The sequence below is a fragment of the Streptococcus sp. HMSC10E12 genome (assembly GCF_001807855.1).
In the GTDB taxonomy this organism is placed as follows: Bacteria; Bacillota; Bacilli; order Lactobacillales; family Streptococcaceae; genus Streptococcus; species Streptococcus salivarius.
Genome location: NZ_KV791114.1, coordinates 1 through 14,457, shown reverse-complemented (window position 1 = coordinate 14,457; position 14,457 = coordinate 1). Strand labels below are relative to the sequence as shown.

General features: G+C 39.5%; 11 protein-coding genes and 2 tRNA genes. All 13 read right to left on the bottom strand.

Annotation, left to right across the window (positions count from 1 at the left end):
• Positions 1-192: 192 nt before the first annotated feature.
• Positions 193-1,632, bottom strand: a complete 1,440-nt coding sequence (purF, locus tag HMPREF3112_RS09430; protein WP_004181972.1) for an amidophosphoribosyltransferase — start codon at positions 1,630-1,632, stop codon at positions 193-195.
• A 155-nt stretch (positions 1,633-1,787) separates the two neighbouring features.
• A complete protein-coding gene (locus tag HMPREF3112_RS09425; protein ID WP_048674028.1) occupies positions 1,788-5,513 on the bottom strand; it encodes a phosphoribosylformylglycinamidine synthase in 3,726 nt (1,241 codons plus the stop codon).
• Between the two features lie 66 nt (positions 5,514-5,579).
• The gene (gene purC / locus HMPREF3112_RS09420; RefSeq protein WP_002886293.1) at positions 5,580-6,287 is read right to left on the bottom strand and encodes a phosphoribosylaminoimidazolesuccinocarboxamide synthase; all 708 of its coding nucleotides are present in this window, start codon (positions 6,285-6,287) and stop codon (positions 5,580-5,582) included.
• 258 nt (positions 6,288-6,545) lie between these two features.
• Complete coding sequence (locus tag HMPREF3112_RS09415) at positions 6,546-6,791, bottom strand: phosphopantetheine-binding protein (protein WP_004181960.1); 246 nt, start codon at positions 6,789-6,791, stop codon at positions 6,546-6,548.
• Positions 6,791-7,795 (bottom strand): phosphate acyltransferase PlsX, encoded by a 1,005-nt coding sequence (plsX, locus tag HMPREF3112_RS09410; protein ID WP_013989885.1) that lies wholly within the window; start codon positions 7,793-7,795, stop codon positions 6,791-6,793. Before plsX ends, HMPREF3112_RS09415 begins: the two co-directional genes overlap by 1 nt.
• A 211-nt stretch (positions 7,796-8,006) precedes the next feature.
• Complete coding sequence (gene recO / locus HMPREF3112_RS09405) at positions 8,007-8,780, bottom strand: DNA repair protein RecO (protein WP_070439552.1); 774 nt, start codon at positions 8,778-8,780, stop codon at positions 8,007-8,009.
• On the bottom strand, positions 8,767-9,942 hold the full coding sequence (locus HMPREF3112_RS09400; RefSeq protein ID WP_070439549.1) for a pyridoxal phosphate-dependent aminotransferase: 1,176 nt from the start codon (positions 9,940-9,942) through the stop codon (positions 8,767-8,769). The genes recO and HMPREF3112_RS09400 overlap by 14 nt, the downstream gene beginning before the upstream one ends.
• Before the next feature lie 92 nt (positions 9,943-10,034).
• Complete coding sequence (locus tag HMPREF3112_RS09395; protein WP_002886286.1) at positions 10,035-11,000, bottom strand: ribose-phosphate diphosphokinase; 966 nt, start codon at positions 10,998-11,000, stop codon at positions 10,035-10,037.
• 211 nt (positions 11,001-11,211) lie between these two features.
• Positions 11,212-12,729: a PcsB-like coiled-coil domain-containing protein gene (locus HMPREF3112_RS09390; RefSeq protein WP_070439546.1), complete on the bottom strand. Its 1,518-nt coding sequence runs from the start codon at positions 12,727-12,729 to the stop codon at positions 11,212-11,214.
• 84 nt (positions 12,730-12,813) lie between these two features.
• On the bottom strand, positions 12,814-13,338 hold the full coding sequence (mreD, locus tag HMPREF3112_RS09385) for a rod shape-determining protein MreD (protein ID WP_022495821.1): 525 nt from the start codon (positions 13,336-13,338) through the stop codon (positions 12,814-12,816).
• A gap of 1 nt (position 13,339) precedes the next feature.
• A complete protein-coding gene (mreC, locus tag HMPREF3112_RS09380; RefSeq protein ID WP_070439543.1) occupies positions 13,340-14,170 on the bottom strand; it encodes a rod shape-determining protein MreC in 831 nt (276 codons plus the stop codon).
• A gap of 58 nt (positions 14,171-14,228) precedes the next feature.
• Positions 14,229-14,316, bottom strand: a tRNA-Ser gene (locus HMPREF3112_RS09375).
• 4 nt (positions 14,317-14,320) lie between these two features.
• Positions 14,321-14,394: transfer RNA gene (locus HMPREF3112_RS09370), tRNA-Ile, on the bottom strand.
• Positions 14,395-14,457: the final 63 nt, after the last annotated feature.

The following is a 14,457-nucleotide window of genomic DNA, read 5'->3' as shown; positions in this document are numbered from 1 at the left end:
TTTTCGAGAAAGAGTGCGACGTATTTTTAGATGAACCATCTTTTTATCTAAAAATACTAGTCAGGTCTCTAGCTTTGACCCCATAGGGCAAAGTGTCTACTGACAAATGCTTTAGCTTTTAGTCAGTAGTGAGACGTGGAGCGTAAGCATTTTTAGACATAATTTTTTCCTCTTTTTTCTTCTGCACTGCTCTTAATAGAAAGAAGTGTGTTCTTTCAAACTTTCCAAATAGCGTTCTTCGTAGTCATACAATGGTGTTGGATATTTACCATCAAAGTAAGCCACACAAAGGCCACCGTTTGGTGCATCTGTGTCAATTCCAATAGAATCAATCAATCCATCAATAGACAAGTAAGTCAAGCTATCCGCTCCAATGATTTCGCGTGTTTCCTCAACTGTATGATTGGCCGCAATCAATTCCTTACGTGTTTGAATATCGATACCGTAGAAACATGGGTAGGCAAGGGCTGGGCTACCGATTGCTACGTGGACCTCTGTTGCTCCTGCTTCTTTTAGCAAATTAACGATACGACGTGATGTTGTCCCACGTACAATAGAGTCGTCAATCATAACCACACGTTTTCCTTTAACAACACCTGATACGGCAGAGAGCTTCATACGAACCCCTTGCTCACGCAATTCTTGTGTTGGTTGGATAAAGGTACGTTGGGTGTATTGGTTTTTAATCAAGCCCATTTCATTTGGCAAGCCTGATTCTTCCGCAAATCCCATGGCTGCGCTAAGTGATGAATTAGGCACACCAACGACAATATCTGCTTCATGTTTGAACTCACGTGCCAATTGAGCACCCATACGTTTACGAGCTGTATGGACATTGACCCCTTGGATATTTGAATCAGGACGGGCAAAGTAGATATACTCCATCGAACAAACAGCCAATTGCGTATCCGTTGTATAGGTATCGTAAGTGATGCCATTATCATCGATGATAACAACCTCACCTGGATTTACATCCCGAATCCATTCTGCACCAACACCCTCAAAGGCACATGTTTCAGATGAAACCACGATAGCACCATTGCTCATCTTACCAAGAGAAAGGGGACGGAAGCCATTTGGATCCAAAGCTGCAATAAGCTTGTCCTCAATCATAAGAAGATAAGCAAATCCACCTTTAACAGTGCTCAGAGCTTCTTTTACTTTACCCATGAATGATGGGTTGTGGCTACGGCGAATCAAGTGAGCTAAGATTTCTGAGTCAGAAGTTGAGTTTAAGATAGCTCCATTTTTCTCCAACTCATGTCTTAGTGACTCTGCATTAGTCAAATTCCCATTATGAGCAAGACCAAGCTGTCCATCGTGAAACTTAAACATGAATGGTTGAATATTGTCTACAGAAGCTTCACCAGCAGTCGCATAACGAACATGACCGATAGCAGCCGTTCCAGTTAGCTTATCCAAGTTGGCTGGATCACGGAAAACTTCTGAGAGAAGCCCCATATCACGATGACGCTTCAATTGACCCGCATCATTTGAGAGAATTCCTGCTCCCTCTTGACCACGGTGTTGGAGACTGTGAAGTCCGAAATAAGTTAATTTGGCAGCATCCGGGTGACCCCAGATACCAAAAACACCACATTCTTCATTAAGAGATTTAACTTCGTATGTCATTTTTTATACCTTTTATTTTTGATATTTTCCTAATGTTATGCAAACGAAAAACTGTTCCTAGCCGCTCATTTCACTAATGTGAACTCAAGTTTTCAAGCTCTTTAAAACTACTGCTACATTGAAAAATATCATTACTGAGTGCACTTGGCACTCTATTATTTTCCAGTAAAGTATTTAACCGCTGACGCAAAGAGGTGTTGGTCTTTATTTCCTGGAATATTTTGGAAGAGACCGTCTTCGAAACGTTCTGAGTGACCCATCTTACCAATAATTTGACCGTTCTTACTTGTGATACCTTCGATAGCATTCACAGATCCGTTAGGATTGTATTTAGAATCCATGCTTGGTTTACCTTCGAAGTCAACATATTGGGTAAAGATTTGACCATTGTCACGAAGCTCTGCAAAGTCCTCATCTGTCACGACAAATTTACCTTCACCGTGTGATACTGGGATGGCATGGATGTCACCAACTTCTACTCCGGCAAGCCATGGTGAGTTAGTGTTGGCAATACGTGTTTCAACCATCTTAGCCACGTGTTGGTTGGCATCATTGTAGAAGAGGGTTGGACTCGTGCTGCTTGCATCTTCAAAGTTACCGTATGGAAGAAGACCTGATTTAACAAGGGCTTGGAATCCGTTACAGATGCCAATAATCAAACCACCACGTTCGATGAAGCTATCAATGGCTGCACGTACTTTTTCATTGAGCAAGATGTTAACGATAAATTTAGCTGATCCATCTGGTTCATCCGCTGCTGAGAAGCCACCTGCAAAGAAGATAATGTTAGCTTTTTCGATATTGTCAACCATAGTGTCAACAGACTTGACAATAGCTTCTTCATTAAGTGTTACAAATGGTACCAAGTTAACTTTTGCACCTTCTTTTTCAAAGGCCTTAGCTGAATCGTACTCAGAGTTAGTACCTGGGAATACTGGAATGTAAACTACTGGTGTCTCAACTGTTTCTTTAGCTTTGATCACAGCATCTGATGCCACAGCTGGCACTTCTTCCAACTCAGTTGCTTGTGCAAATTCCGTTGGGTAAACTTCTTCCAATTTACCTTGGAAGGCACTGTCAAGTTTGTGTCCATCAAGCGTTACATCATTGACAGTTAGTGTAAAGTCAGCTACTGTTTGTCCAATCTTGGCAACACCTGAAATCTCTTCCGGAGATGTGAAGACGAATCCACCCAATTGAGCTGTCAAGGCAGTCTCAAGATTTTCAAGGGTTACAGTGGCACCAATATGGTTACCAAATGTTGCAAGGGCAAGAGCTTCAACGACACCACCATATTTGACAGCTGATGCAGATGTGACTTTATGGTCACCTTGGATGGCTTCAAATTGAGCAAAGTTAGACTTGATAAGATTGAAGTCAATTTCTTGTGCCAAAGCTTGACCAGGAATGTAGTAAATATTTTCACCAGCAGCTTTGAATTCTGGAGAAAGAACCTTACGGCTATCTGCAGTTGTTACCCCAAAAGCAACCAAGGTTGGTGGTACTGTCAATTCTTCAAAGGTACCAGACATAGAGTCTTTACCACCGATAGATGGCAAACCAAGTTGAATCTGAGCTTCGATTGATCCAAGGAGAGCTGATACTGGTTGACCAAAGCGCTCCGCTTGTTTATCCATACGCTCGAAGTATTCCTGATAAGAGAAGCGAGCCTTAGACCAGTTTGCACCAGCAGCAACCAAACGAGCTGTTGCTTCGATTACTGCATAGGCAGCGCCATGATATGGAGACCATTCTGCTACATAAGGGTTGAATCCTTGCGCCATAACAGAAGCAGTTGTTGTCACGCCATGTTGGACTGGCAATTTCTGTACAGAAGCTTCCGTTGGTGTGATTTGGTAGCGACCACCGAGTGGATGATTGACTGTTGAACGACCAACTGAACTATCAAAGATGGTTTGTAAACCTTTTTGACTGGCATGGTTAAGGTCAGCCAAGACTTCAAGAGTATCAGCTTCAAGGGTTTCAGCAGATGTTTGACGTTCTTCTGGAAGCTTGACATCCTTGTCAACCACCTTAGCATCTACAACCACACGTACACCGTTTGTATCAAGGAAACGACGTTCCAAATCAACGATGGTTTCACCATTCCAGTGCATGACAAGATTTGGTTTTTCAGTCACTGTCGCAACAACAACAGCATCAATATTTTCTTTGTTACATTCAGCAACGAAGGCATCTACATCTTCTGGACGAACCACTACGGCCATACGTTCTTGAGATTCAGAGATGGCAATTTCTGTACCGTTCAAACCTTGGTATTTCAATGGCACTTTGTCTAGATCAATTTCAAGACCATCTGCCAATTCACCAATAGCCACACAGACACCACCAGCACCAAAGTCATTTGATTTCTTGATAAGACGTGTCACATCCCCATTACGGAAAAGACGTTGAATCTTACGTTCTTCGATGGCATTCCCTTTTTGAACTTCAGCACCAGCTGTTTCAACAGATTCAACCGTTTGAACTTTAGAAGAACCTGTCGCACCACCGACACCGTCACGTCCAGTCTTACCACCAAGCAAGATAATCACATCACCTGCTTCAGGTTTTTCACGGACAACATTTTCTTTAGGAGCCGCACCGACAACTGCACCTAGCTCCATACGCTTAGCAACGAAACCTGGGTGGAAGTATTCACGAACATAAGTTGTTGCCAAACCAATTTGGTTACCGTATGAAGAATAACCGTGTGCCGCTGTTTTAGAAATCACTTGTTGTGGCAATTTACCAGCGCGAGTTTCGGCAATTGGTGTTGTAATATCACCAGCACCTGAGATACGCATAGCTTGGTATACGTATGAACGCCCTGACAATGGATCACGAATGGCACCACCGATACAAGTAGCCGCTCCACCAAATGGTTCGATTTCAGTTGGGTGGTTGTGGGTTTCATTCTTGAACATGAGAAGCCATGGTTCTTTCACACCATTGACATCCACTTCAATTTCAACTGAGCAGGCATTAATTTCATCAGACACTTCCATGTCATCCAAACGACCATTAGCACGCTCATAACGGCCAAAAATAGTCGCCATATCCATCAAGGTTTGAGGCTTTTCTGTACGTCCCAACTCATCACGCATGGCAATATACTTGTCATAAGTCGCTTGCAATTGTTTTTCAAATTTAGAAGCTGAGAAGTCAATGTTTTTCAACTCAGTCTCGAAAGTTGTATGACGGCAGTGGTCAGACCAGTAAGTATCCAAAACCTTCAACTCAGTCTCAGTTGGTACACGTCCAATGGATTTGAAGTAATCTTGAATGAAGAGAAGGTCATCCACTTCCATTGCCAATCCTTGCTCAGCCTTATACTTAGCAAAATCTTCTGCCGTATAAGTTTCAAAGAAATCCAAGCTTGGAATGGTCTTGTCAGACTCAGAGAAATCCTGTTTAGCAATACCAACAGTGATATCTTTGAAACGAGAATCCACTGGGTTCAAAAGGTAGTTTTTGACAGCCTCCAACTCATTCGCATCAATATCCTTGTTAACCAAGTACAATTGTGCTGTGTTCACTGTTACATCATTTGAACTACCAAGCAAAAGCAAAGCTTCTTGTGAAGATGCCGCACGTTGGTCAAATTGACCAGGCAAACTTTCGATAGCAAAGAAAGCATACTTCTCAAGATCAGCCTTAACCGCAGCCTCGTCCAAAACAGTATCAGTCACTTGCTCAGAGAAGATGTGTTTTTCCGCACGCGCAAACAAGTCCTCTGCCAAATTAAAGACATCGTAAACCTGAACAATACGAAGATCATTCAAAGTTTTCAACTGAAGATTATGCTTTAATTCTTTTACTAAAGACTGAGATTTTACACGAAAATCAGCTTTTTTCTCAACGAAAATACGTTTATCCATTTTATTTCCTTTATCTATTTCTACTTAAAGATTGTAGTGAAGACCAAGCATTCTATTTGTGAAAGGCTACTTCAATCCTTGCAATTTTTCCAATACAACTTCATAAACATCTGTCAAGCTACCAAGATCACGACGGAAGACATCCTTGTCCATATGGTGCCCTTCAGCATCCCAAAGGCGGCAGTTATCTGGTGAGAATTCATCTGCCAAGATAATCTTGCCATCCTTATCAAAACCAAATTCCAATTTGAAGTCAATCAAGCGAAGACCAATTTGTGCAAACCAATCTTTTAGTAATTCATTGATACGACGCGTTTCTTCCTTGATATAAGCAATTTGTTCATCATTGGCAATATCCAAGAACTTCACATGCTCATCATTGATGAATGGGTCATCCAAATCATCATTCTTGTAGTAAAATTCAACGATTGGAGTTTTCAAGTCCAAACCTTCTTCAACGCCAAAACGTTTAGAGAAAGAACCCGCAGTCACATTACGAAGAACAACCTCCAAAGGAATGATAGTAACTTTCTTGTTAAGTTGTTCGGTATCAGAAATACGTTCGATAAAGTGAGTAGCTACACCCGCAGCATTCAATTTTTCAAAAATAAGAGACGAAATCTGATTATTTAGCACACCTTTTCCCTTAATAGTCTCCTTACGAGCACCATTAAGCATGGTTGCCTGGTCCTTATAGACCGACTTAATCACATTTTCGTCTTCTGTACTATAAATATCTTTAGCTTTCCCAGTATAAATCAGTTGGTTTGACATGGAATTGTTCGCCTTTCAAGTTTATTCGTCTTAATTATACCACACCAGAATCCAAAAACCAACATATAGCAAACTTTATTACTTAGGTAAAAAAAAACGTTCGTGTTTTAGTTCTTTTTTAGAGTTTCTTAATAAATAATGTATAGAAAAAAGGAGTGTGACAGAACTAAATCCATATAACATTTAGTTTCTTGCCTCACTCCAACAAAAATAACAATCGTATAGTAAATAACTATTATATTATTACGTCTAGCTTTCTTATTCTTTATTCAATTCCTCAGACAAATAGTCCAACAAATCAGCTACCTTAACCATATGGTCAATAGTATCATCGGAAATCTCAAGGTCGAACTCATCCTCCAAATTAATAATGAATTCCATAAGCTCTATTGAATCCACACCCAAGTCATCTAATTTGGTAGCTTCGGTTAAAACAATGTCCTCTTTACCCATCTGCTCTTGAATTACGAGCTGCATTTTCTGAAGAATTTCTACTCTACTCATCAGTTAGCCTCCTCTTTCGGACTAAAGGCTTCAACTAGCTGCTCAACAACCTTAGTATCAAGCATCGTACGAACCTGCTTAATAGTGTAGTAAACCGCCTTAGCATCACTAGATCCATGACATTTTACTACGGGAGCTTTAAGACCAAAGAGAACCGCACCTCCAGCGCTAGAGTAATCCATAGTCTCTTTCATCCCTTTTAGGCTGTCTTTCAATAGGAAGGCACCTAACTTAGCTTTAAGACCACCATTCATGATAGCTGACTTAAGGGTCTTCATAGCACCAAGTCCCGTTCCTTCGATTGCCTTAAGAACTGCATTTCCGGTGAAACCATCAGCTACGACCACATCAGCAGCTCCAGACATAATTTCACGCGCCTCAACATTACCAACAAAGTTAATACTTGGCTCCTTAGATAAGAGCTCAAAAGCCTCCTTACGAAGACTATCCCCCTTTGTTTCCTCAGTCCCATTATTAAGGAGACCTACACGAGGGTTGGCAATTCCACGCACATTTTTAGCATAGAAAGATCCTAAAATAGCATATTGATGCAAATGACTAGCTGTATTTTCCGCATTAGCACCCAAATCAAGCATATCAAAGGGTTGACCAGTAAAACTTGGCATTGTTGACATAAGACCTGGACGCTCAACTCCCTTAATACGTCCGACCACAAAGAGACCTGCAGCCAGAAGGGCACCTGTATTTCCCGCAGAAATCACTGCACCTGCTTTTTTCTCCTTAACAGCCTGTGCACCTAAGACCATTGAAGCTTTTTTCTTCTTACGAATGGCTTTAGCTGGCTCATCATCCGAATTTATCTTTTCATCAGTATGCACAATGCTCACACGTTCATTCGCTGTCAAATAGGTCTTAATTTTAGCTTCATCACCATAAAGCTGGATTTCAATATCTTTGAAATCTGCTATAGCTTGGTTGACACCCTCTACAATTGCTTGTGGCGCATTATCGCCACCCATAGCATCTACTGCAATTACATGCATAGCATTCTCCCTCTTGTCCTCTGCCATAAAACATAAACTCAGATTTCTATCAATAAAATATTATGTAACTAAAATAGACTAGTTCACTGTTTCTAGCAGAGTCTTTCAGCTTATTATCTTCTTATTATAGCACGAACTGACTTGCATTTTAACCCCTGAGACTGAAAACCATTACTTTCCTGTTTCACGTGAAACAAAAAGAAGATAATGTCTAGTCAGCACTATCTTCTTTATTCATAATATGACCCCAAGAATTTAGATTATCAATAAACTTCTTACTTTTAAGATGTATTCCAACATAATTATCATAGAGGTCATCAATAAAATGTCGTAGCTTTCGTTTCATGTCATCCTTAACAGATATGCTTCTCAATTCCTCAAAAGAAAGCCCCTGAAAACGATCTAAAAGATAAGGTACATTAGGATCCAAGTGACTACGCCTTTCATCCTCTACATAGTGATTTGGACAAAGTAGCCCCGAGAACTTATACGAAAAATCAAAAGGAAGCCCCACACGATGGCAAAAGACACACTCGTGAAAATTCAATCGTACACCGAAACGGTCTAAAACCTGAATCTCAAAGATATTAGTCAAGATTTCATAATCCAAGCCTTCTTCCATTAATTCAAGCGTCTTCTCCAAGAATGCAAATAATTGCGCATCTGCCACACCGTCAGCAATAGCAGCATCCGTCAGAGCAGCTAAATAAGTCGCATAAGACAGCTTGAAAATATCGCTTGTAATTTCCTTAAAGGATTCTGCTTGGCTATAATCCTCTATGAAAGATAAGCCCTCATCATTTACAGTCATCATGAATTCAGCGATGGTTAAAGGTTGAATCACAGCACTTAATTTACCTGACCCACCACCTCTAACAAAAAACATCCGTTTCCCAGCTTGCTCGGTAAAAATCTTAACTAGCTTATCGTTCTCACGATAATTACGATTGAAGAGGACAAGTCCTCTACTCTCAAGCTTCTGCATGTTCTTCCATAAACTCTTTCAAACGAGTCATAGCTGTTTCAATAGTATCCATGCTAGCTGCATACGACAAACGAACATAGCCTTCGCCATACTTCCCAAAAGCAACCCCTGGGATAATCGCAATAGCTTTTTCACGAGCAAAGTCTTGACAGAACTTAAAGGAATCTTGAGTATAGCCTTCTGGAATCTTAGCAAAGATGTAGAAAGCACCATCAGGTTTAATAATTTTGAAACCAAGTTCAGTCATTTTTTCAAGAATATAATCACGACGCTTCAAATACTCAACTTTCATTGGTTGGGCATCATCTTTACCAGCAGATAAGGCTTCAATAGCTGCAAATTGTGCCATAGTAGCTGCAGCTGTTACCAAATACTGGTGACTCTTAATCAACTGAGCCGTCAAGACTGCAGGTGCAAAAATCAAACCAATACGCCAGCCCGTCATCGCATGAGATTTAGACAAACCATTAATCAAAATCGTTTGTTCTGGCAAATACTCAGCAATAGATACATGTTGGTCCACATAAGTTAGCTCAGAGTAAACTTCATCGCTAACAACAAAAATATCGTATTTTTTCAGAACTTCAGCCAAATCTTTAATCTGTTGACGTGAGTAAGTCACACCTGTTGGGTTAGTTGGGTAGTTAAGTAAAACAGCTTTAAGCTTATCCCCTTGCTCTAGAATCGCCTTTTCCAACATTTCTGGAGTCAAAACAAAATCATTAGCAGTTGTATCAATTTCAACAATTTCAGCACCAACTAGATTTGCAATCGGCTCATATCCAGGATAGGCTGGTGCAGGTAAAAGAATCGTATCTCCTGGCTCCAAAATAGCAGTCAAAGTTGCAGAAAGGGCTTCTGTAGCTCCAATAGTCACCAAGATTTCATTATCTGGGTCATAAGTAAGATTATATTTTTCCTTAACAAAATCTGCCGCAGCTTGACGCAAAGCAGGAAGTCCTGCCATACCTGTATAGTGAGACTGGTTAGCATCGATAGCAGCTTTAGCTGCTTCTTTCACATGATCTGGAGTCGTAAAATCAGGTTCACCAAGTGTCAACTTTTTGATACCTGGTACATCTGAAATTGATTGGTCAAACTGACGAATCATCGAAACTTCAATCTTATCTAAATTTTTATTAAAACGTTGTGTTAAATCCATCACTGTCACCTCTTTGCAATTATGCCTTACATTATATCAAAAACTCAAACGCATTTAAACACCAAAAAAAGCTAGCCTAGGCTAGCTTTAGTCTATTTATGGCCCATTTCAAACAAAGGTGACAATGGACGTTTTTCATGAATACGAATAATTGCCTCTGAAATCAAATCAGCAATTGAAATTTGTTCAATCTTATCAATCAAACGTTCTTCTGGAAGATAAATCGTGTCCAATACGACAAGCTTCTCAATAGCAGATTTTTGAATATTATCAAGTGCTGGACCTGACAATACAGGGTGAGTACATGAGGCATAGACATGAGTCGCACCAGCTTCAGCAAGCGCATCCGCCGCATGACAGATGGTACCCGCAGTATCAATCATATCATCAATCAAAATACATGTTTTACCTTCAACGTTACCAATGATATTCATAACCTCAGAAGTGTTCATTTTATCAACACTACGACGTTTATCAATGATTGCGATTGGTGTTTTCAAACATTGAGCAAGTTTTCGTGCACGAGTCACACCACCATGGTCTGGAGAAACAACAACAACATCATCTCCAGTAAGACCAGCACGATCAAAGTAATCTGCGATAAGTGGAGCACCCATCAAATGGTCTACAGGAATATCAAAGAATCCTTGAATTTGAGAAGCATGGAGGTCAACTGTCAAAAGTCGATCAACACCTGCAACCTCAAGCATATTAGCAACCAATTTAGATGTGATTGGCTCACGTGAACGTGCCTTACGGTCTTGACGTGCATAACCATAATAAGGCATAACAACACTGATTGTTTCTGCACTTGCACGTTTTAGCGCATCAACCATAATCAAAATTTCCATCAAGTTATCATTTACAGGAGAGCTTGTAGATTGAAGAATAAAAACGTGATGACCACGGATAGATTCTTCAATATTAACTTGAATCTCACCATCTGAAAATTCACGAACACTTGATTTTCCGAGTTCAATACCCATTTTATCAGCAACTTTTGCTGCTAATTCCTGGTTAGACGATAAAGCAAACAACTTCAAATTCGTATAAGACATGATTTCCTCCAAAATATCTACTAAACCATTCTACCTTTTTTTAGATTGATTTTCAATGCAAAATAAATGGTGTCACAGTAACTTAACAAGACTAAAAAGATTTAACCTTAACCTCGACATTTTCCCGTCTAAAAGTAATTCCAGAAAGTAAAGACATTTTGCTATAAAATAAAAACGATTCGAGAAAATTCGAATCGCCTTCTTGTAGTCATTATGGGTAAATATAGTATACAGAACCACCATGAGCTGAAGATGTTGGATCAAATGTACCACGGTAGTTACCGATTGACATGTTACCAGCATAGTTTGATTCCATAACTTGAATTGAATTTGCACCTGATGCTGATGTTACGTAAGCTACGTGACCATAACCACCACCATCATTTGGCCAAACCGCAATTGCTCCGGCTACAGGAGTTGTACCAACTGAGTGGCCAGCTGCTTGTGCGCTAGCAATCCAGTTTTTAGCATTACCCCAGTAATTACCAACCCATGAAGCTAATGATTTAGCACCCCAAGTACATTGACCAACAGGATATGTATTAGGAGTTGAGGCAGCTGATACTTTAGGTGTTTCAGCTGCTGGAGCTGGTGCTTCTGAAGCTGCAGGTGCTTGACTTGCTGGTGCTTCTGAAGTTGCTGCAGGTGCTTCGCTAGCAGGAGCTGGTGCTTCTGAAGCTGCTGGAGCAGCTGATTCTGGTTGTGCTTCAGACTCTTGTGTTGCTTCAGATGTTGCTGGAGCAGCAGGCTCTTGTTGTGCCTCTGAGGCAGCTGATTCTGGTTGTGCTTCAGGCTCTTGTGTTGCTTCTGAAGTTGCAACAGTTGGCTCTTGAGTAGTTTCTGAAGTTTCTGATGAAACAGGTTCTTGTACTGCTTCTGAGGCTGTTGCTGTTTCTGAAACAGTAGCTTCTGAAGGTTGAGCTACAGCTTCTGAAGTTGCTGCCGCCTCTGATTGAGCTACAAATGCTGCCGCTTCTGAAGATGCTACTGCTTGTGCTGCTGCCTCTGATTCTGCAATTGCTTGTGACTGAGCAACTGATGCTGCAGTTGAAGCTGCCACTGCTTCTGCAGTTGACTTAGCAGAAACAAGTGATGTTTTTTCATCTTGAGCTGTAGCCAATTCTGCAGCCAAAGCAACTTGTGCTGCTTCTAGTTCTGCTTGTTGAGTTGTCAAACCAGCTTCTGTTGTTTCAAGTTCTGCTTTATTAGTTGCAATCTCATTAATAGCAGCTTGGTTTTGTTCTTGTTTTGCAGCAAGCTCTTTTTGATCAGACTCTTGTTTTGTCAACATGTCATTATTAGCTGTAACAACTTTTGAAATAGCTGTGATACGAGTAATAGCTTCAGAGATTGACTTAGAGTTCAAGATAGAGTTGATGTAGCTAGTCGCAGTATTATTTTGTTGAGCACTACGAGCTTGTTTCGCCAAAGAATCTTGACGAGCTACAATTTTACTTGATAATTCTTGAATTTCAGATTCCAAATCTGCTGATACTTTTTCAAGTTCAGCATTTTTAGTTTCCAATTCTGATTTTTGTGTTCTAAGTGTAGATACTTGAGATTGGATTGTAGCAACTTGCGCTTGTGCAGTCTCTTGTTGAGAAGCAAGGTTACTAATTGCGTTATCTGCAGCAGCGATTTGCGAATCATAATCCTCTGCATGTACTGATGCAGCTGCTGATAAGGTTACACCACTTACCAACACTGCTGAAAGAATACGTTTTTTCATAATATAAAATACTACTCCTTTTCGATAAGACCTATTAATTGTATCAAAAAATGGCGCAAACTTTGTTACGCCAATATTACAGTTCTATTTAAATCTATCAACTGACAGATACAAAAATAATTTTTCAAGAATAGGTTTAATAAAGATAAAGGTCAAAAGATTAAACACTATACTAGGACTTAGTTGATAAATAATAAAATCCGTCACAGACTCATTGGAGAAACCATAAAATAAGGCAAAGCCAAAATTTATAGTATCAAAGAGAAAGAGGAATAAAAACATTAACAAAAAATCAACATAGGTATTTCTCTTAACAATTCGACCTAGCTGAGTTAACAGATAGCATAACAGCGGCAGAGTTAGAATTACTATACCAACTGTTTTGAAATAATAGGTATCATAAAGAAATCCAAAACAAACAAGGTAAAGAAAGGAATACTTATTTGGAAAATCAAGAGTTAAGATAAAAATATAAATAATGAAAAGATGAGATGATAGAAAAAATTCAGGAGATAAATAATGATTAAGTATCATCGAAATATGACCATCCCATAGAAAAGGAACAATACTCAGTAAGAAAGGAATAATAGAATACTTGGATAATTTCATATTATTTACCATCTCCAACTAAAGTAACATAAGAAATTTTATCAAAATCAGCATAAGGTTTTACCAAAATCGTACGATTTCCTTCATAATCACTCACAGAGTCTACAGTACCAATTGGAACATCCTTTACTGATACATCATCAAGACCACTTGTAACTACTTCAGTCCCAACCTTAACGTTAGAAGATGAATTGAGTTGTGTCATCTCTAACAGCTTCTTTTTATTATCATAACGAGATATAATCCCGAAAATCTGGTTATCATCCTCTGATTTGACGCTAGAAGCAAGGTAACTATCACTAGAACTACTAGAAAGTAAAGAAATAGTAGTAGTATCATCATATACCTTAGTTACAAAACCAATTACTCCACCATTAGAAGTTGCTAGCATAGATTTACTAACATTCTTAGACTTACCGACATTAATCGTTAACTCTTTTAACCAAGTCACAGAAGGTCGCATGGAAACGTCAGCAGTGAGAACATTATCACGACTTAGCTTGTCCGAAAGATTAAGCGAAGCTCTTAAAGAATCATTCTCTTCTTGCAAGTTAGAAATAATAGATGATTGATTTTCTAAATTCGATAAAGATTTTTTTAAATCTTGATTCTCATTATAGGTTGATAAGAGATCAGAAATAACATTATGAGATTTTGATAAAGCAATAAATGGAACTGAAACCACTGAGTCTACTTTGGTAACGAAACCCGAAACATTAGACGAGATATACTTGGTTAATTTTTTATTAGTAAAGACAAAAGAAAAAAGCATTACAAAAAATAGAAAAATAATAAACCCATAAAGAAGAAATCGATAAAAACTATTTTTCATTTTGTCACCTCAAAAAAAAGAAAACGAATTATCTTAAAGATAATTCGTCATAATACTACGGAGAATGGGGGATTCGAACCCCCGCGCCGGTTACCCGACCTAACGATTTAGCAAACCGTCCTCTTCAGCCTCTTGAGTAATTCTCCAATATGGGCACGAGTGGAATCGAACCACCGACCTCACGCTTATCAGGCGTGCGCTCTAACCATCTGAGCTACGCGCCCAAGCAAATGCTTGGCTTAAAATTTCCAAAAAAGCGGGTGACGAGAATCGAACTCGCGACAACA